Annotated in this window: 14 protein-coding genes, 1 tRNA gene and 1 pseudogene; 15 read left to right on the forward strand and 1 reads right to left on the reverse strand. The window is 55.5% G+C overall.

What is annotated here, in order from left to right; genetic code table 11:
• Positions 1-480 precede the first annotated feature (480 nt).
• The 4 genes from ileS (at position 481) to ndk (ending at position 6,196) form a co-directional block, all read left to right on the forward strand.
• Complete coding sequence (ileS, locus tag JTP09_RS00070; protein ID WP_204875670.1) at positions 481-3,774, forward strand: isoleucine--tRNA ligase; 3,294 nt, start codon at positions 481-483, stop codon at positions 3,772-3,774.
• A gap of 2 nt (positions 3,775-3,776) precedes the next feature.
• On the forward strand, positions 3,777-5,204 hold the full coding sequence (locus JTP09_RS00075; protein ID WP_370592449.1) for a folylpolyglutamate synthase/dihydrofolate synthase family protein: 1,428 nt from the start codon (positions 3,777-3,779) through the stop codon (positions 5,202-5,204).
• A gap of 41 nt (positions 5,205-5,245) precedes the next feature.
• Positions 5,246-5,641: a DUF4233 domain-containing protein gene (locus tag JTP09_RS00080; RefSeq protein ID WP_370592450.1), complete on the forward strand. Its 396-nt coding sequence runs from the start codon at positions 5,246-5,248 to the stop codon at positions 5,639-5,641.
• A 141-nt stretch (positions 5,642-5,782) separates the two neighbouring features.
• Positions 5,783-6,196 carry a nucleoside-diphosphate kinase gene (gene ndk / locus JTP09_RS00085; protein ID WP_204875672.1) on the forward strand — a complete coding sequence of 138 codons (414 nt, stop codon included), beginning with the start codon at positions 5,783-5,785 and terminating at the stop codon, positions 6,194-6,196.
• 116 nt (positions 6,197-6,312) lie between these two features.
• On the opposite strand, the gene JTP09_RS00090 is transcribed toward ndk, so the two are convergent.
• Positions 6,313-6,957, reverse strand: a complete 645-nt coding sequence (locus JTP09_RS00090; protein ID WP_204875674.1) for a vitamin K epoxide reductase family protein — start codon at positions 6,955-6,957, stop codon at positions 6,313-6,315.
• A 583-nt stretch (positions 6,958-7,540) separates the two neighbouring features.
• Here JTP09_RS00090 and JTP09_RS00095 point away from each other — a divergent pair.
• From JTP09_RS00095 to JTP09_RS00145, 11 genes and pseudogenes are all read left to right on the forward strand, one after another.
• Positions 7,541-10,903 carry an Rne/Rng family ribonuclease gene (locus tag JTP09_RS00095; protein WP_204875676.1) on the forward strand — a complete coding sequence of 1,121 codons (3,363 nt, stop codon included), beginning with the start codon at positions 7,541-7,543 and terminating at the stop codon, positions 10,901-10,903.
• A gap of 347 nt (positions 10,904-11,250) precedes the next feature.
• On the forward strand, positions 11,251-11,562 hold the full coding sequence (gene rplU, locus JTP09_RS00100; RefSeq protein WP_204875678.1) for a 50S ribosomal protein L21: 312 nt from the start codon (positions 11,251-11,253) through the stop codon (positions 11,560-11,562).
• Positions 11,563-11,613: 51 nt separating this feature from the next.
• Positions 11,614-11,871, forward strand: coding sequence for a 50S ribosomal protein L27 (gene rpmA / locus JTP09_RS00105; protein WP_204875680.1), 258 nt, complete (start codon positions 11,614-11,616; stop codon positions 11,869-11,871).
• 205 nt (positions 11,872-12,076) lie between these two features.
• On the forward strand, positions 12,077-13,636 hold the full coding sequence (gene obgE / locus JTP09_RS00110; protein WP_204875682.1) for a GTPase ObgE: 1,560 nt from the start codon (positions 12,077-12,079) through the stop codon (positions 13,634-13,636).
• Between the two features lie 167 nt (positions 13,637-13,803).
• Positions 13,804-14,920 (forward strand): annotated as a pseudogene (gene proB, locus JTP09_RS00115) (glutamate 5-kinase).
• A 68-nt stretch (positions 14,921-14,988) separates the two neighbouring features.
• Positions 14,989-16,278 carry a glutamate-5-semialdehyde dehydrogenase gene (locus tag JTP09_RS00120; protein WP_204875684.1) on the forward strand — a complete coding sequence of 430 codons (1,290 nt, stop codon included), beginning with the start codon at positions 14,989-14,991 and terminating at the stop codon, positions 16,276-16,278.
• Positions 16,279-16,439: 161 nt separating this feature from the next.
• A complete protein-coding gene (locus JTP09_RS00125; RefSeq protein ID WP_204875686.1) occupies positions 16,440-16,688 on the forward strand; it encodes a hypothetical protein in 249 nt (82 codons plus the stop codon).
• A gap of 93 nt (positions 16,689-16,781) precedes the next feature.
• On the forward strand, positions 16,782-17,483 hold the full coding sequence (gene nadD / locus JTP09_RS00130) for a nicotinate-nucleotide adenylyltransferase (protein WP_204875688.1): 702 nt from the start codon (positions 16,782-16,784) through the stop codon (positions 17,481-17,483).
• A gap of 81 nt (positions 17,484-17,564) precedes the next feature.
• Positions 17,565-18,698 (forward strand): hypothetical protein, encoded by a 1,134-nt coding sequence (locus JTP09_RS00135; protein ID WP_204875690.1) that lies wholly within the window; start codon positions 17,565-17,567, stop codon positions 18,696-18,698.
• A 60-nt stretch (positions 18,699-18,758) separates the two neighbouring features.
• Positions 18,759-19,208: a ribosome silencing factor gene (rsfS, locus tag JTP09_RS00140; protein ID WP_204875699.1), complete on the forward strand. Its 450-nt coding sequence runs from the start codon at positions 18,759-18,761 to the stop codon at positions 19,206-19,208.
• 85 nt (positions 19,209-19,293) lie between these two features.
• Positions 19,294-19,366: transfer RNA gene (locus JTP09_RS00145), tRNA-Ala, on the forward strand.
• The last annotated feature ends 136 nt before the right edge of the window (positions 19,367-19,502 follow it).

The raw sequence follows: 19,502 nt of genomic DNA on the forward strand, positions 1-19,502 counted from the left end.
GAATAGGGTGCGGGCACAAGATATAGTACTCACACCCCTGTAATTACCTCGGTGAGTTCAAGACCAGTGCAAATACAGGGTATAAAGCGTTAGACACGCCCCTCTTTGCCCCCTAAAATAGAAAGCAGTTGCAAAGACCCGGCTATCACCGGCGAGCAATTCGGAAGAAAAGGCCGTACCTGCTTCTCGCCCACGAATCGTTGCGACGAGGGTGAGTCTTAGCGGAATAGATACAGTCTGAGTAGAACCGAACGGGTAAGCCCGAAACAGCAGTCATGAAGCGACTGATAATGCTTTGTGCGCGCACCCCTCAAGGAAACTCTCACGTGCCTTGAGGGGGTTTGCGCACCTAAGAGCGAATTATCAGTAAGCAAGGTGGTACCGCGCCGTGCGGTCAACCCAACCTACCTGGTTGGTCCGTTGACACCACGCGTCCTTGCACTCCCTTTGATGAAATAGTTACGAGACTAAGGGCGTAAAGTGACCAATCAGCCTATCTACCCTAAGGCAAGCGCTACCGGCGCGGGCGACGTTGTTGCGTCGCCGAAGTTCCCGCAGCTTGAAGAAGCTGTTCTTGAGTACTGGAAGAAGGATTCAACCTTCCAGGCTTCTATTGACAACCGCGATGCCGAAAAAGACGGCGAGTTCGTGTTCTACGACGGCCCTCCCTTTGCTAATGGTTTGCCCCACTACGGTCACCTGCTGACCGGCTACGTTAAAGATTTGGTGGCACGCTACCAGACCCAGCGCGGCAGTCGCGTTGAGCGTCGCTTCGGTTGGGACACCCACGGTCTGCCCGCTGAGCTTGAGGCAATGAAGCAGCTGGGTATGACCGATAAGCAGCAGATTCTTGAGATGGGCATTGATAGTTTCAACGCTGCGGCTCGCGAATCGGTGCTCAAGTACACCAATGAGTGGGAAAAGTACGTGACCCGCCAGGCACGCTGGGTCGATTTTGAGAATGACTACAAAACTCTGAACGTCGAGTACATGGAATCAGTGATTTGGGCGTTCAAGCAGCTGCACGAGAAGGGGCTGACCTACCAGGGGTTCCGTGTGCTGCCTTACTGCTGGAAAGATGAAACCCCGCTGTCAAACCACGAACTGCGTATGGATGATGACGTCTACAAAGACCGTCAGGATCCCTCAGTCACTGTAGCTTTCACCATCACCGCTGATACTTCTTTTGCCAAGAACCCCGAGGTAGTTCAGGCTCTTGAGGGTGCAGAGGCGCTGGCATGGACGACCACCCCCTGGACTTTGCCGACCAATCAGGCACTGGCTGTTGGACCTGAGGTCGAGTACGTTCTGGTAGCTGCTGAGGGCGATTTTGCCGGACGTAAGTTCTTGATTGCCCGTGATTTGCTCGGTAGCTACGCCAAGGATCTCGGTTTTGAGGACGCAGTCGCTGCGGCTGAAGCCATCACCGCAACCTTCACCGGTGCCCAGCTGGAGGGCGTGCGCTACGCGCCCTTGTGGGACTACTTCACCGACACCGAGAAGTTCTGCACCGAGAAGGCATGGCAGATTCTGGTGGCAGACTACGTGACCACCACCGACGGTACTGGTCTGGTTCACCAGGCACCTGCCTACGGTGAAGACGACCAAAAGGTCTGTGAAGGCTACGGCATCCCGGTTATTCTCTCCATCGACGAGGGCGCTAAGTTCCTTGACCTGTTCAAGGACGAATCCCTGGCAGCAGGTGTTCCGCTGGCAGAGATTGCTGGTGCCCAGATTTTCGACGCTAACCGCACTATTATCAACGTGCTCAAGAACGACTCAGCGCTGATCCGCGAGAAGTCCTACGTTCACTCCTACCCCCACTGCTGGCGTTGTCGCACCCCCCTGGTCTACAGGGCGGTTACCTCCTGGTATGTCAAGGTTACCGACTTCAAAGACCGCATGGGTGAGCTGAACGAAGATATCAACTGGATTCCCGAAAACGTTAAGCACGGTCAGTTTGGTAAGTGGGTTGCTAACGCCCGCGACTGGTCGATTTCCCGTAACCGTTTCTGGGGCTCGCCTATTCCGGTGTGGGTCTCCGACGATCCCAACTACCCGCGCACCGATGTCTACGGTTCCTTGGCTGAGCTTGAGGCTGATTTTGGGCGTCTGCCGCTCAATGACGCGGGGGAGCCCGATCTGCACCGTCCCTTCATTGATGAACTGACCCGCCCTAACCCCGATGACCCCACCGGTAAATCCACCATGCGCCGTGTGGAGGATGTGCTGGATGTCTGGTTTGATTCGGGTTCCATGCCGTTTGCCCAAGTTCACTACCCCTTTGAAAACAAGGACTGGTTCGAAACTCACAATCCGGCTGACTTCATCGTGGAGTACATCGGTCAGACTCGCGGATGGTTCTACACCCTGCACATTCTCTCGACCGCCCTCTTTGACCGCCCCGCTTTCAAAAATGTGATTTCTCACGGTATTGTGCTGGGTTCAGATGGTCAGAAGATGTCGAAGTCCCTGCGTAACTACCCTGATGTTTCTGAGGTTCTGGATCGCGATGGTTCGGATGCGATGCGCTGGTTCCTCATGTCATCACCCATTCTGCGCGGCGGCAACTTGATTGTGACCGAGCAGGGCATCCGTGAGGGCGTCCGCCAGGTGATGCTGCCCCTGTGGAACGTCTACCACTTCTTCGCTCTCTACACCAATAGTGCCAACAACGGTGCCGGTTACGAGGCTCAGCTGCGTTTCACTTCAGAGAACGTGATGGATCGCTTTATCTTGGGCAAGACCCGCGAGCTGGTCGCAGATGTTACTGCCGCTATGGATGACTACGACGTGTGGAACGCTTGTGAAGCCCTGCGTACCTACGCCGACACCCTGACCAACTGGTACGTGCGTCGTTCACGCGAGCGTTTCTTTGATGAAGACATCGTAGCGTTCGATGTTCTGTACACCGCACTGACTACCGTCGCCCAGGTAGCAGCGCCCCTGCTGCCGCTGATGAGCGAAGAAATCTACCGAGGTCTTACCGGTGAGCGCTCCGTTCACTTAGTTGACTGGCCTTCCACCGAACAGTTCACCGACGAATCTGAACTCATTGAACTGATGGAAACCACCCGTTCCATCGCCTCGGCGGGTTCTGCTTTGCGTAAGTCAGTGAAAATTCGCGTGCGTCAGCCCCTGAATACCCTGACCGTAGCGGTTGCCGGTGGTAAGAAGCTGGCAGGAATCTTTGAAGGCATTATTGCCTCCGAGCTGAATATCAAGCAGGTTGAATTGTTGGACGCTGCCGACGTGAGCCCCGCCGACTTCGGTATTTCCCAGCAGCTCAAGGTCAATGCCCGCGCTGCTGGTCCGCGTCTGGGCAAGCAGGTGCAGGTTGCCATCAAGGCATCGAAGTCAGGTGACTGGAAGGTCGCTGAGGACGGCGCCGTCGTTGTCGGTATCAACTCCGGCGATAACCTCGCCCTGGTTGAGGGCGAGTACGAACTCGAAACCGTTGTCGCTGAGAGTGAAGGCACTACCGAACGCGCAGTTTCAGTGCTGCCCGGTGGCGGCTTCTTGGTGCTCGATACCGCTCTGACCGATGAGCTGGTGGCTGAGGGGACCGCCCGCGATATGATTCGCGCTATCCAGCAGGCTCGTAAAGACGCAGATTTCAACGTTTCTGACCGCATTGTTGTCACCGTCAAGGCACCTGCTGCTGAGCTTGATGCCCTCCGCGCCCACGAAGAACTCGTGGCCGGGGAAACCCTGGCGAATGCGCTGGGCTACGTTGAAGCATCCGAAACCGCTATCGAGGTAAAGAAGGCATAACTTTGTCAGAATCAAACACCGGTGTGTTTGAGTCTCAGGCTCCCGGCACCGGTCTCAGCGCCGGGAGCTCAGCTGGTTCTGGTGTAGAAGCCGTCTACGCTGATCTGCTGGCTCGCGCACCCGAAAACAAAATGGCACCGCGATTAGATGCCATGCAACGCGCCGTTGAAATTTTGGGTTCGCCCGAAAAGGCTGCCCCGGCTATTCACATTACCGGCACCAACGGTAAAACCTCGACCGCTCGCATGATTGAGCGTCTGCTGATGGCGCACGATATTCGTGTGGGGCGCTACACTTCACCGCATATTTCTAAAGTAACCGAGCGCATCAGCATTAACGGTGAGCCGGTTGCTGACGATACGTTCGTGCGTATCTGGGACGAAATTTCCCCCTACCTGGCTATTGTTGATGCTGAATTAGAGTCTGAAGGCGCACCGCGCATCACCTATTTTGAAGCACTCACCCTCTTGGCGTTCGCCATCTTCGCGGACGAGCCGGTGGACGTCATGGTGCTTGAAGTAGGCATTGGCGGGTTCTGGGACGCTACCAACGTGGCAGATGCTCAGGTCTCGGTCATCGCCCCCATCAGCTATGACCACACCGATATGCTCGGGGAAACTCTTGCTGAGATTGCTACCGAAAAATCGGGCATCATCAAACCCGGTGGGTTCCTCATCTCAGCTGCCCAGAAGCCCGAAACCGCAGAGGTTTTGCTGGAACGCGCGCAGGAGGTGGGCGCGTCCTACCGTTTTGAGGGAGTCGAATTCGCCCCCACCGACCGTAAACCCGGCGTGGGCGGTCAGATGATTTCTCTGCGCGGTTTGGCAGGCGAGTATGAAAATATTGCCCTGCCCCTCTTTGGTGACTACCAGGCAGATAACGCCGCACTTGCTCTGGCTGCGGTGGAAGCGTTTTTGGGCGGGGGAGAAAAGCCCCTGAACATTGATGTGGTGCGTGACGGATTTGAAGCGGTGACCTCACCCGGTCGCCTTGAAACCATCGCCACCAAACCCACCGTGGTAGTTGACGCCGCGCATAACCCCCACGGTATTCGCGCCTCGGCTACCGCCTTCAAGGAGTCCTTCAACTTCTCTAACGTCTACCTCGTAGTGGGTGTGTTAGGGGAGAAGGACGCGCTGGGCATCTTTGAGGCACTGCGTGAAGAATACCGCGACTCCACCGACTTTGCGGTCAAAATCTTTGTGACTGCTTCAGCGTCAGCGCGCGCTATTGAAGCGACGCGCCTGGGCGAAATCGCGCTGGATGCGGGTTTTGACGGGAACGATATCACTGTTTTTGAGAAGCTACCCGATGCCGTGGGTGAAGCCATGGAATCAGCCGGCGCTGAAGATAACAGTTCAGCGGTGTTGGTAACCGGTTCCATCACGGTAGTGGGCGACACCATTATGTTGCTAGGGGAGGGTGCCTAATGGCAAGACTTACCAAAAAACAGCGTGAATGGTACCCAGGAATGAAAAGGGCGCCGCGCTCTGTCAAGGTCATGTTCGCATCCACCATTCTCACCCTAGAGGCACTGGTTGCGTTCTTTGCTACCCTGGCAGCTTTTGGCACCTTCTACAACAGCGAAACCTGGGTTAAGGTCATCGTGTGGATCGTTGGGTTAGCCCTGGTAGGTGCCTTTATTGCCGCCCCCGCCTTTTTGAGCAAAAAGTGGGGCTACACCGTTGGGTGGGTGCTGCAGGTGCTGTTGATTCTCTCATCGCTAGTGGTATCTATGATGCTCTTCATCTCGGTCTGCTTCGCCCTGTGCTACTGGTACGCCGTTTCTAAAGGTGAACAGATAGACCGCGAAAACGCAGAACGCGCTCGCGCTCAGGCTGAGTGGGAACGCAATAATCCCGCCTAGTTGCTGCTAAAAGCTCAGCAAAACCCGTTTGCCGGTGGTGTCTTTCATTTACAAAGGTTGTTCGCCAGCAAGCGGGTTTTTCTGTGCTCTACCGGTTAGAGTAGTGTGTGACATATTAATGGATCAACGGTAGGTGAAAATATGACTGAACGTACCCTCATTTTAGTAAAGCCCGATGGCACCGAGCGTTCTTTGACCGGTCAGGTGCTTTCTCGTTTTGAAGCTAAGGGCTACACACTGGTGGAGCTGAAGATGCTGACCCCCAGTGCGGAGTTGCTGGCTGAGCACTACGCTGAGCACGAGGGTAAGCCCTTTTACCAGCCTCTGATTGACTTCATGAGTTCTGGTTCCGTAGTTGCAGCAGTCTTTGAGGGCGAGCGCGTCATTGAGGGTGCTCGCACGATTATGGGTCCCTCGGATCCCACCGTGGCACCGGCAGGAACCATTCGTGGCGACCTCGGACGCGACTGGGGCGAGGACGTACAGAAGAATCTGGTACACGGTTCTGACTCACCTGAATCTGCGCAGCGAGAAATTGGTATCTGGTTCGGCTAAACTGGGCGGATTTTTTAGAAATAGAAGTGCCCCGCGTCCTTGAGAGGTTCTACTCGATGAGTAAATCGCTCAAGGATGCGGGGTCTTGTGTTCTTCGTGGAGGTCTTGGGTATCTCTTAGAAGAGGTTAACAATCTGCTCGAAGAAGCGAATCACAATGATTCCAAAGAGCAAAAGGTAGATGAGTGCCGTGGTGAACCATGACCATGCACCGGCAATTCTGCGGACGCGCTCGGGCGCGGGAATCAGTCCGTTGGTGAGGTTGCGGGCAGTGACAAAGATGAAGATGGGAACGGTCATCAGCCACACCAGCATGCAGAAGAGGCAGAGGGCGTTGATGATGAAGGTGGTGTTGTACCAGAGCCACAGTATGAAGCCCATGGCGAAGGTGACGCCCAGCTGGGTGCTCCACCAGAACCAGGGGCGAAAGCGCCCACCCGCTAGCAGACCCGCGCCGATGGTTGCAACGATGGCGAAGCCTACGATGCCGATAAAGGGGTTGGGAAAGCCGAACACCGCTGCCTGGTCGGTTCGCATGACGGTGCCGCAGTTGAGCAGGGCGTTCAAATCGCATACTGATTGGTGGTTGGCGTCCATGTAGATTTGCAGGCGCTCCCACACTAGGGTAGCTGAACCCGCCCAGGCGATGATGCTTGCGATGAGTAAGAGCGGTCCGAGGGTGCGATCTGCCCGATCGCCCAATTCTTGCAGCGATTCCTCGGCAATGATTGTTTCTGGTTCTGTACTGACGTCTAAGTTCACGGGGGGGTCTCTTAACCTTGTTAGGGGCTTAATGCGCTCAGCACCGGTTTCTACGTCTGTAGCGCAAGTGGCGGAGGCTTTTTACTCTGTTTCTTATCCTACTCGCTTCAATGACGCTCATCGGATCCGAAGGGTGTAACCTTCACGGATACTGGGAACTTACCGGTGCGCAACACAAAATGGCGGGGCAAGTAGCTGACCTGGGTTGTATGCGTTATATCGTATGAGATAATGGCTAGCGGTAGCTCTATATACCCACCTGTACATAGTAGTTCCCCAGCGATAGCTCACCCGATGCTGCAACGCGCCGCCACCTTCACTATTTCTAAGGTGCGCGAAGGCTGCAGAGACAAAGTCCCTCACACGAGGTGAAGGGCTCGGCAGTAGCACGCTGGCTTTGCCTTAATGTAGATCGCCAGCGTGCGGTTGAAGCTATATAAGAGGTAGGCGCGTCACCAGTAGCTGGTGGCTTGAGCTTACCTCTGCGCAAAGCAACATAGGTTTTTAGCGAGTGAAGACGCGAAAGCGTTCTTCAATGCGGCAGTTGCTGTAGGTGGCGGCGAGTGCCGCGGGAGAAACATAGATGAGTGAAAACAACTTTGAGGTTGTTGATAACGCCACTGCTGCGGAAGACTCTGCCGATGAGCAGATTACTGGCGGCATCAACCCCGTATCGAGCGATGAAGCGAATCAGGGTGCTGAGCGCAAAAAGAGCGGCAAGCATGCTCAGAGCACCGAATCTGCTGTAGCTGAGTCTGCTGTAGCCTCTGAGGACGCACCGGCTAAGCGCACCCGTCGCCGTACCCGCAAAAATTCAGAGGCGCAGCCGGTAACCGAGGCATCAAATACTGATTCAGCTAGCACCGCCACCGAGCAGAAAGAAGCTCCGCTGAACCAGACCGCCGAGAACAAGGTGGACGAGGCTCCCTCTACTTTCCGCGTCCAAGAGGTTGCTGAAGATACAGAAGAATCAAAAGCCGAAGATTCACAGGCTGATGCTACCCCCGATGTCGCCGAGAAGACCGCTGATCAGGGCGAAGAGAAAGCAACCCAGCAGGAAAAAGCAGAGCAGAAACCTGCCCCCAAACTCGTGGTTGATGCCTCAAACCCTGAGAACGCCCACGCCTCAGAGCTTGCTGAACTCATTAACGAGACCGAAGCCGCTGAGACTCAGGCCGAGAAAACCCAGCGCGAAATTCAGGCTGAAAAACTTGCTGAGCTGACCCGCGCAGCGGCTAGCTCCCTGCTTTTCCACGAACCTGAAATCGACGAGGTACTCGAAAAAGCCCGTGCAGAACGCAAAGCCCGCCAGGAAAAGCTGGAAGCTGAGCGCCGTGCTCGCCGTGCCCAGGAGCTCGCCGGCGAGGCAGAAGTAACCTCACGCCGTCGCCGTCGCCGTCGCCGCGGTGAAGAAGACATGGAAATCGACGGTGGCTCCACCGATGATCCCGAGAACACTGTCACCAAGGTACGCGCACCCCGCGTTGCCGACTCTCACACCGGCGGTAACCGTGTTGCCGGTGTGCGCGGCTCCACCCGCCTTGAAGCCAAGCGTCAGCGCCGCCGCGAATCACGCGCCACCGGTCGCCGCCGTCACATCATCACCGAAGCAGAGTTTTTGGCACGTCGCGAATCAGTCGACCGCCAGATGATTGTTCGCCAGAAAGATGATCGCATTCAGATTGGCGTGCTCGAAGACGGCGTCCTCGCCGAGCACTTCGTGTCTAAAACCCAGCAGGACTCCTTGATCGGTAACGTCTACCTGGGCAAGGTACAGAACGTTCTGCCCTCCATGGAAGCCGCCTTCGTTGATATCGGACGAGGACGCAACGCCGTACTCTACGCCGGCGAGGTCAACTGGGACGTCTCAGGTCTTGACGGTGCACCGCGCAAAATCGAAAACGCGCTGAAAGCCGGCGACTCCGTTCTCGTGCAGGTCACTAAAGACCCCGTTGGTCACAAGGGCGCTCGCCTGACCAGCCAGGTCTCACTACCCGGCCGCTACCTGGTCTACGTACCCGGTGGCTCTATGACCGGCATCTCCCGTAAGCTACCCGATGTTGAGCGTGCTCGCCTGAAGAAAATCCTCAAGGACAAGCTGCCCGATGGTGCTGGCGTCATTGTACGTACCGCCGCTGAGGGAGCTTCTGAAGAAGAGCTAACTAACGATATTAACCGTCTGCGCGTGCAGTGGGAAGAAATCCAGAGCAAATCAACCTCTAACAAGGTGCTTGCCCCGGAGATGCTCTACCAGGAGCCTGATTTGACCATCAAGACCGTACGTGATGTGTTCAATGAAGACTTCACCTCGATGGTGGTTCAGGGCGATCACGCTTGGGATTCCATCGAAGCCTACGTTACCTACGTTGCTCCCGATCTTTTGGATCGTTTGCAGCGCTGGGATAACGAAAAAGACCTCTTTGACCACTACCGCGTTGAAGAACAGCTGCACAAGGCACTGGACCGCAAGGTTTACCTGCCCTCAGGCGGTTCCTTAGTAATTGACCGCACCGAGGCGATGACCGTTGTTGACGTGAACACCGGTAAATTCACCGGTAGTGGTGGCAACCTTGAAGAAACCGTCACCAAGAACAACCTTGAAGCAGCCGAAGAAATCGTGCGCCAGCTGCGTCTGCGTGACATCGGTGGCATCATCGTCATCGACTTCATTGACATGGTTCTTGAATCTAACCGCGACTTGGTACTGCGCCGTCTGGTGGAGTGCTTGGGGCGTGACCGCACCAAGCACCAGGTTGCTGAAGTAACCTCACTGGGGCTTGTGCAGATGACCCGTAAGCGCATGGGCACCGGTTTGCTTGAGGTTTTCTCGGAATCCTGTGAGGCATGCGCCGGTCGCGGTCTGCTGGTCCACGACCAGCCCCTGAAAGGACGCGTGGGTGGAGCCTCAGATTTCATGCACCGTTACGATCGCTTCGATCGCGAAGATCGCAAGCGCTTCCGTAACCAGAAAGCACAGCAGCACCGTCAGAATCACGAGACTGAGCAAGAGCACGGTGATCCCCAGGATCAGCAGCGTTCACAGTCCCGTAAGGCTGCTTTGGCTACGATCGCGGCAGCGTCACTGGCTCACGAAGAAGAAAATGCTGAGCAAGAGTCAAAGTCAGTGCGTAAGCGTAAGCGCCGTAAGAACAACCGTCGCACCGATTCAGATGCACCGGCATCTGAGAATGAGATTGTGGTAACCCTTGGGGACGAAGTTATTGAGCTGCCCCAGGGCCACAAGAACGATGATGACGAGGTGGAGGGCGAGCAGGGTGCCTTCACCCTGGAATCCTTGGCTCAGGTTTTTGAGGGCAAGGGTGAAAAGCCTCGTAAGAAGGAGCGCCGCGAGGTTGATGCTGAGAAGCTGAACGAGAATTCAGATGCGTCAGCTGACGTTGATCTTGATGATCGTTTCACGCAGAACTCCGAACGTTTCGAGGCTATTCGCGCAGGTGAGGCACGTGCGCGTGCATCGCAGAAGGCAGGTCGTCTTGCCGATAACGCCCGTGAGGGCGGTCGCCCCGACCGCTCAGAGCGCGAGGGTAATAGCAACCGGGGCGAGGGACGCAAGCGTCGTAACCGTCGCGCGTCCTCAGATGCCGTCAAGTACGTGCAGCCGCAGGACGCCCCGGTAGTGACCGGTGTAACCGGTGTAGCTACTCCGGGTGCTGCCGGTGAGGTTGCCGAACCCCCTGTTGAAACCTCAACGCAGGCGGCAGTTCAGGCTGAGATTGCACCGACCGCTACCAAGCCTAAGCGTCGCAGTCGTCGTGCTGTGAGCGCTGGCGCAGGTAGCCAGGTTAAGACTGACGTTGTAGCTCAGGCGCAGGGCGTCTCAGTGATTACTGAGAAGGTCGAGTTTGCGCCTGCCACCGAGGCAGAGGCACCGGTCATGCTTGGTGTTGGTGTTGCCGCTGACGAGATCAAACGCGAAGGCAAGTAAGCACTAATAAGATTCCCCCCCCCGTGGTTCACGAACCACGGGGGAATCTTTTATCAAAAGATGGGGGAGTGCCCCAGTTCACTGCCGGGTTTGCTTGCTCTGAAGGCTGTCTTAACGTAACCTTGAGTGCTGGTGCTGTTTTCACAAGCAAACGTTAGCGTGAAGGCAGTGGAACCTCGAAAGACTTGTTTTCAAATCACAAAGGTTCAGCCATTTCCGTGAGTTTCGGTTTCTCATCTACCTCACCTACTTCTTGCAAGTGCGTGCGGTAAGTACACGTTTTTGGTACGAGGTATCAGAACTTACGGTCATTGTTAAAAAAGACGTCAAGAGAATTGAGTTCCCAAGTGTCATACGCAATTGTTCGCGCTGGTGGCCGCCAGGAAAAGGTCTCCGTTGGAGACATCATTACCCTTGATCGCATCGCTGGCGAAGCTGGTAGCACCATTGAGCTGCCCGTTCTTCTGCTCGTTGATGGCGGCAAGGTAACCGCAGATGCTAAGACCCTGGCATCAGCCAAGGTAACCGCTGAAAAGATTGAGGACCTCCGTGGCCCGAAGATCGTTATTCAGAAGTACAAGAACAAGACCGGCTACAAGAAGCGTCAGGGCTTCCGTGCAGATCTTACCAACGTCAAGATCACTGCGATCAACGCATAATTTTCTGTACAATCGGTTTTATTCAATCTTTTACTTGTAAGGTAGGCACTAATGGCACATAAGAAGGGCGCAAGCTCCACCCGCAACGGCCGTGACTCAAACCCTCAGTACCTCGGTGTTAAGCGCTACGGCGGTCAGACTGTTAACGCAGGCGAGATTCTCGTTCGTCAGCGTGGCACCCACTTTCACCCCGGCGCTAACGTAGGCCGTGGTGGCGACGATACCCTGTTCGCTTTGGCAGCAGGCACCGTTGAATTTGGTACCCGTAAGGGACGCAAGGTTGTCAACATTCTTGCAGCAGCTGAATAATTTATTCTAGCGGCACGCTAAAGAGGGTGAGCACATGAAAGATGTGCGAGCCCTCTTTCGTTTTAACAGAAACCTCTGATTCGTTCTGGCAGTGATGCAGTGCGGGCAGCGGTGAGGGGCTGAATCTTCCCTGATACCTACTTGTGAGTATCGTAAGGTTTGTAGAGAAAAGTTTTTTTTGTTTTATAAGGAGAGTGCGCCCAGTATGGCAAACTTTGTAGATCGCGTTGTTTTGCACGTTTCTGGTGGGCACGGTGGTCACGGTTGCGTGTCTGTACGCCGTGAAAAGTTTAAGCCGCTGGGTGGCCCCAACGGTGGTAACGGTGGCAACGGCGGAGATGTAATCTTGCGCGTAGACGGTCAGACTACTACCTTGTTGGAGTACCACCACAGCCCCCACCAGCATGCCCCCAATGGCGATATTGGACGCGGCGACATGCACCACGGTTTTAACGGTGAAACCTTGGTTTTGCCGGTGCCTGAGGGAACCGTTGTTAAAGATAAAGAAGGCAATGTTCTTGCCGATCTGGTCAAGATCGGTGACGAGTACCTAGCTGCCCAGGGTGGCTACGGTGGCTTGGGCAATGCGGCTCTTGCTTCAAATAAGCGTAAGGCACCGGGTTTTGCTCTCTTGGGCACCCCCGGCGATGAGCGTGATGTTGTGCTTGAGGTTAAATCAATTGCTGATGTTGCCCTGGTGGGTTACCCCTCAGCTGGTAAGTCTTCGCTGATTGCGGCAATGAGTGCGGCACGCCCCAAGATTGCTGATTACCCCTTCACCACCTTGATTCCTAACCTAGGCGTTGTTGAGGCTGGCGATACCCGCTTTACCGTGGCGGACGTCCCCGGTCTGATTGAGGGTGCATCTGAGGGTAAGGGCTTAGGTCACCGCTTCTTGCGCCATGTGGAGCGCTCATCGGCGCTGGCGCACGTCATTGACTGCGCTACCTTGGAGCCTAACCGCGACCCCATCACCGACTATGAGGTCATTGCTAATGAGCTTGCCAACTACGAGGTTGATCCCACTGCCGGTGTTCCTGTGCCCCTGCACGAGCGTCCGCAGCTGATTGTATTGAACAAGATTGATGTGCCCGAGGCACGCGAGTTAGCTGAGTTTGTTCGCCCCATGTTTGAAGAGCGCGGGCTACGGGTTTTTGAAATCTCGACCGCTTCACACGAGGGTCTGCGTCAGCTGAGCTTTGCGATGGCTCAGTTGGTTGCTGAAGACCGCGCTGAGCAGGCTAAGCGTGAAGCTGCTGCACCCGTTGTTGAGGTTGAGGTTATCAAGCCCAAGAGCATGCGCGGCAAGAAGAAGCAGGAATTCACCATTCGCCGTGAAGAGCGCAACCTTGAGCCTTTGTTCCGCGTCATTGGTGAAAAGCCCGAGCGTTGGATTCAGCAGACCGACTTCAATAACGATGAAGCCGTGGGTTACCTAGCTGACCGCCTGGCACGTTTGGGCATTGAAGATCAGCTCTTCAAGATGGGTGCTCGTGCCGGTGACGCTGTAGTGATTGGTGAGCAGACGGACGCTGTAGTCTTCGACTGGGAGCCCACGATGGTGGGCGGCGCTGAGCTATTGAGTTCACCGCGTGGTACTGACGCTCGTCTGGAAGAGCTCATTCGCCCCACCCGCGCTGAGAAGCGAGTGGAGTACAAGGAGCGTATGGACGCGAAGACTGCGGCTCGTGATGAACTGGAGGCTGAGCGTAAGGCGGGTATCTGGACAGAGTCTGTTGACGCTAAGCGCCAAGAAAAGAACTAATTTAGCGGCGGTATCTGCGATCACTAGGCAGTAGAATGACTACCGTCCCCCTCTTCTTGATAAGAGGTGGGGCGGTAGTTTTTTGTGGGTGGAGGAGAGCAGTTGTGGCAGAGGCAAAGCAGCAAGTAGATAAAAGCGCCCGTAAAACTCACGGGGTTTCACCGGTGATGGAGCGGGAGCACATGCCGCGTGCACAGCGCATTGTGGTCAAGGTCGGGTCATCATCGCTGACATCGGTGGAGAACTCTTTAGATGAGTTAGCGATTGCCACTATTTCTGATGTGTTAGCAAAGCTCAAGCGCTCTAACCCTCATGTTGAGCTGGTTTTTGTGTCCTCCGGCGCTATTGCCGCAGGTCTTGCGCCTTTGGGGCTGAAACGACGCCCTAAGGATTTAGCAACCCAGCAGGCTGCTGCGTCTGTGGGGCAGTCTTTGTTGATGACCCGCTACACCGATATTTTTGCCCGCTACGGAGTGACCGTCTCGCAGGTTCTGCTGACCGTTGAAGATCTCATTGCCCAAGATCGTTACACCAATGTACACCGCCAGTTAGAGCGTCTGCTGGATTTGGGGGTTATGCCCATTGTGAATGAAAATGACGCGGTGGCAACGGCTGAGCTTAAATTTGGCGATAATGACCGTATCGCAGCCCTGGTGGCTCACACTGTCAAGGCTGATGCCTTGGTGCTGCTTTCTGATGTTGATGCGCTCTATGACAAGCATCCGGATGAGGGGGGGCGTCCGTGTGCCCACAGTATCGTCTCCCGATGCTCTTGAGGGGTTGAGCATCGGGGCTGCGGGTTCTGCTGTGGGTTCAGGTGGAATGGCAACCAAAGTCATGGCGGCTTCTCTGGCTGCTGCCTCCGGCATTCCCGCCTTAGTCACCAGCGCCTCTAAGGCGCGAGAAGCCCTGGCGGGGCAGGACGTTGGCACCTGGTTTTACGCTACCGGTACACGTCGTTCTACCCGTATGCTGTGGCTGGAACACCTCGCTGATGCCCGCGGGGCTATTATGTTGGATGCTGGTGCGGTGGCGGCGGTAAAGCGTCGTAATTCTTTGCTGGCGGCTGGCATCACCGGGGTGGAGGGTGCCTTTGAGGCGACCGAGCCGGTGAACCTGATAGATATGCAGGGTACCGTTATTGCCCGTGGGTTAGCAGCCTACGATGCAGCTTCTATGCGTTCTATGGTGGGGTTGCACAGCCGGGAGATTATCGATCAGCTTGGGGATGAATTTGATGGCACGGTGGTTCATGCCGACAATATTGCCCTGGTCACAAGCTAGAGAAAACTATCCCTTTCTTGTACTGTGAACCACAGAGGATTATTTGAACGTGCAAAGGAGTGCAAGCCATGACCGAACAGCCCAACACCACCCTTCCCCTTGACACGCTCAAGGCAGTGACCGATATGGCGTATGACGCGCGGGTGGCTTCGCGGGTGCTCGCAAAAGCTGACACGGACTGGAAGAATATGGCGCTTGAAGCCATTGCCCGTCAGCTGGAGAAGAAGAGCGATGTTATTGTTCGGTCAAACGCTGAGGATCTAGAGCGCGAAAAGAAGGTGGGCATGAGTGATGCTATGCTCGATCGTCTTAAACTCGATGTGCACCGTGTACAGCAGCTAGCTGATGCGATGCGCGAGTTGAAGACGCTGCCTGATCCCGTGGGCGAGGTAGTGCGCGGTTCAACCCTGCCCAACGGTTTGCGCATGGTGCAGTCCCGCGTACCGATGGGCGTGGTGGGAGCTATTTACGAGGCGCGCCCTGACGTCACGGTGGATATCGCCGGTCTTGCTATCAAATCGGGTAATGCCGTGATGCTGCGTGGTGGTTCTGCTGCTGCTCGCACTAATGAGACTCTGGTGAACCTCATTCGCAATGCCCTTGATAAAACCTCCCTGCCTATGGACTGTGTGCAGAGCGTTGATGAATTTGGTCGCGACGGCGCCCAAGCCCTTATGATGGCTCGCGGTGCCATTGACGTGCTGATTCCTCGCGGTGGACGCGACCTGATTCAGACCGTAGTGCGTAACGCCCAGGTGCCCGTTATTGAAACAGGGGAAGGCAACTGCCACATCTTTGTTGATGTCTTAGCAGATAGCGATGCGGCAGCTAAGATTCTGGTCAATGCCAAGGCTCAGCGCCCCGGCACCTGCAACGCCGTTGAAACTCTGCTTCTTGCCAAAGGCGCTAACGCCGCCACCAGCGTCCTGGATGCTCTGGTGAAAGCCGGTGTGCGTCTGCACGTTGATGATGCAAGCCGTCTGCTGCTGCCCGAAGACGCGGACGCGGTTGCCGCAACTGAGGAGGACTGGGCAACCGAATACGGTTCACTGGATCTCGCCGTCAAAACTGTAGCGAACCTTGACGACGCTATCCACCACATTCGCCAGTACTCCACCGGCCATTCAGAGGCGATTCTCACTGACTCCGTGAGCAACGCCGAAACCTTTATTCGTGAGGTAGACTCAGCGGCGGTTTACGTGAACGCCTCTACCCGTTTCACCGATGGCGGTCAGTTCGGTCTGGGCGCAGAAGTGGGTATTTCCACCCAAAAACTGCACGCCCGCGGTCCCATGGGACTCGAACAGCTCACCACCACCAAATGGGTTGTGCGCGGTGATGGCCATACCCGTCCCTAACTCCGCCACAGCACGAACAGAACAAGACACAGCAACAGCAGCAACCGGCACCCAACGGGCAAAGCCCTTACAAAACCGGTAGCATTAGATACAACTGTTAAAAACACCCCACACCGGGGTACACACACTTTATATCAACAACCCCTGACAGGAAAACTGACATGGTTAACACACTCATTCTGGCTGCAGGCGAAGCAGCAACCGAAGGTCACCACGAACGCGTCCTCTACGGCGTGCCCACCTACTGGTTTGGCATTGCTTTCGGCATCGCATTCCTGGCGATGTTCCTCATTACCATCTCATTCTCAGGTCGCGGCGTCGTCCGTTCACACCACGCCCAGAATCACCTCGATGCCGATGAGCGCCACGCCCTGAACGAATACAAGGGCAAGTACTCACACACTCGCTAAGAGCTACCCATCTCAAGCTCACGGCGGCGCACCTGAACCACACACAAGGCGCGCCGCCTTTTCCATACCCCACACAACAAAGGCACCCACACAGTGAACCCCCAACCGCGCTCAACCATTGGCTCACTTACCCTTCCTGAAAAAACTGAGGGACGCATCCGCCTGGGCATCATGGGCGGAACCTTCGACCCCATTCACCACGGTCACTTGGTCGCTGCCAGCGAAGCCGCCGCAGTACTGGAACTTGACGAAGTCGTCTTTGTACCCACCGGCAAACCCTGGCAAAAAGAGGGCTCACGCACCGTAACCGACGCTGAACACCGTTATCTCATGACGGTTGTTGCTACCGCAGCTAACCCCCAGTTCACCGTCTCTCGCGTTGATATTGACCGCGGTGGCTTCACCTACACCATCGACACCCTGCGCGACCTCAAAGCCCAACGCCCCAACGCAGACCTCTTCTTCATCACCGGCGCAGACGCCATGAACCATATCATGACCTGGAAAGATGCCGAGGACATGTGGGACCTCGCCTACTTTGTAGGAGTCACCCGCCCCGGTCATGAACTGCAGCTACCTGCTCTCCAAGACACCAGCAAAGCAGCACTGCTTGAGGTGCCTGCGCTCGCTATCTCCTCCACGGATGTGCGCGACCGCGCGGCAGCCGGCATGCCGGTGTGGTATCTGGTGCCCGACGGCGTGGTGCAGTACATCAACAAGTACGAGCTGTACACCGCTGATAGCGATGATGACCACCGTTATCTTTCGGGCTTGCCTCTGCAAGATGGACGTTAAAGAAAAAGTATGCCCACTGTCAGCATGGGGCGTGTGAGATAAAATTTTCCAAGAGTGTAATCCAGCGATTAGAGGAACACTGTGCCTGAGAATGAACTAGGGGCTGACGCCTACCTGTACGAACCGTTTATTGCCGAAGACGGTACTGTGGTGCCGCCGCCCACGCGTCCGATGGGACCGCGTCGTTTAGCGCGCTACCGTGATGATGCCGCTGAGTATCTGCGTGCGGTGAAAAACGGTGACCCTTTGCCCGATGAACCCGTAGCTTTTATGGGTAGTCTGGACGATCTGTCGCAGGCACCGGTTGTCGCTGACACCTCAGAAGAGATCAAACAGCGCTTTGCTGAGTTTGCGGCTCAGGGGTCGATGACTGAAAGATCGAGTGAAGCTGCCGCGGATGATTCATCTCCTAAGGCGAAATTGGCGGTAGAAAGCTCCCCAATCGCAATATCGGGGGAGTCTGACTTTATGGTTGAGCAAGCCCCCGCAGAGCTTGCTGTAGAGTACCAGCCGCTGAATGTGACCACCCCGTGGGCTGCACACGTAGCATCAGCTGCAGAAACTACTGATGAAGCTGCTGTCAACAACTTGGCTCACGACAGTGCTGATGCCGTCGCCGACAGTAATGATAGCCTCGATACTAATGCGGGTGCTGAGATTCAGAGCTCTCTGCTTGAGACAGACGGAGACCTAGAAGCAGAAACCGATGCAGAGGCGCAAAGCGTTCAAGAACCTGTGGCAGTAGCTAATGCGGTAATGACCCGTGAGCAGGACGCGCCCGCCCCTGACGGTGAAGACTACGCTGCGTTTGAATCCCCAGCTGGAGAGCCTTCTGCTGATGCGTCTGATAAGGAAATCACCGAGTTCACTGACGATGAGCTAGCCCAGCTTTCAGCGGCTGATGAAGAACCAGAGCCCTCTGCCGAGCCTGAGCTTGAGGAAGATTCTGACGATGAGATTCAGTTAGAGCAAACAACCTCTGCGCAAGATACGGATGAGAAGACTCCCTCTGAATTTTCGGTGAGCGCATTGGCGCAGACCACCAGGGGAGCGAAACCCCGTAATATCGCTTTCGCTGATGATTACAATGCCTCAGAACAGCAACCCTATATTTACCCCGGTGAGCAAAAAGGTTCCATGCTGTGGCTGTGGGTTGTGCTCATTGTCATCGTGCTGTTGATGGTTGGCGCTTACTTTTTCATGAATAATGGCTAAGAGCCTTGTTTTTGGTTTTCGAACCAGCACATGAGCGAATAGGTTTTTTGAAAGGAACACATGGCTGCGGCTAAAGAATCAATTGAAGCCCTGAAGGTAGCTGCCCGCGCGGCAGAAGATGCACAGGCAACCAACCTTTTGGCGGTCGATGCCTCAGAGCAGATGGGTCTCATTGACGGCTTTTTGGTGGCGAGCGCGCACAATGAGCGCTTGGTCAACGCTGTTGCTGACAAGGTTGAGGACGCCTTGCGCGAAGAACTGGGTTTGAAGCCTGTTCGCCGTGAAGGTCGTGCGTCCGGACGCTGGATTCTGCTTGATTTCGCTGACATTGTGGTGCATGTGCAGCATGAAGAGGATCGCGCTTTCTATGCTTTGGACCGTTTGTGGGCTGAGGCTCCTCGTATTGAACTCGGTGTGGAGAGCGAAGCTGCTGTGGCTGAGGTAGAGACCGAAGCTGAGGCCACCAAGATCATTACTGATGATGATGTGGTGGGTGAGGAGGGGCGCTAAGTCTCGATTTGCAAAACGCACAATGATGCGTTTATTATAGATGAGTCGGTTACGAACCCCAAAAGGTTTGTAGCCATTCATAGGGGGGGGTATGGCGCAGTTGGTAGCGCGTCTGCATGGCATGCAGAAGGTCAGGGGTTCGAATCCCCTTACCTCCACTTTCTGATAAGGGCAAACGTTCACGATGTTGATATTTCGTTGATACGTTTGCCCTTTTTAGTCCCCAAAAGAGCGCTCAGTGAAGATCCCCTGAGTGGATTGGGTACGCCGGCGGAGTCAGCTAGCATTGTGACA

This window comes from Rothia sp. ZJ1223 (genome assembly GCF_016900985.1).
In the GTDB taxonomy this organism is placed as follows: Bacteria; Actinomycetota; Actinomycetes; order Actinomycetales; family Micrococcaceae; genus Rothia.

Coding starts and splice junctions, on each gene's coding strand:
- JTP09_RS00095 (WP_204875676.1), top strand. CDS start 7,541: ATGAGTGAAAACAACTTTGAGGTTGTTGATAACGCCACTGCTGCGGAA.
- JTP09_RS00125 (WP_204875686.1), top strand. CDS start 16,440: ATGGTTAACACACTCATTCTGGCTGCAGGCGAAGCAGCAACCGAAGGT.
- obgE (WP_204875682.1), top strand. CDS start 12,077: ATGGCAAACTTTGTAGATCGCGTTGTTTTGCACGTTTCTGGTGGGCAC.
- JTP09_RS00080 (WP_370592450.1), top strand. CDS start 5,246: ATGAAAAGGGCGCCGCGCTCTGTCAAGGTCATGTTCGCATCCACCATT.
- rpmA (WP_204875680.1), top strand. CDS start 11,614: ATGGCACATAAGAAGGGCGCAAGCTCCACCCGCAACGGCCGTGACTCA.
- ndk (WP_204875672.1), top strand. CDS start 5,783: ATGACTGAACGTACCCTCATTTTAGTAAAGCCCGATGGCACCGAGCGT.
- rsfS (WP_204875699.1), top strand. CDS start 18,759: ATGGCTGCGGCTAAAGAATCAATTGAAGCCCTGAAGGTAGCTGCCCGC.
- JTP09_RS00120 (WP_204875684.1), top strand. CDS start 14,989: ATGACCGAACAGCCCAACACCACCCTTCCCCTTGACACGCTCAAGGCA.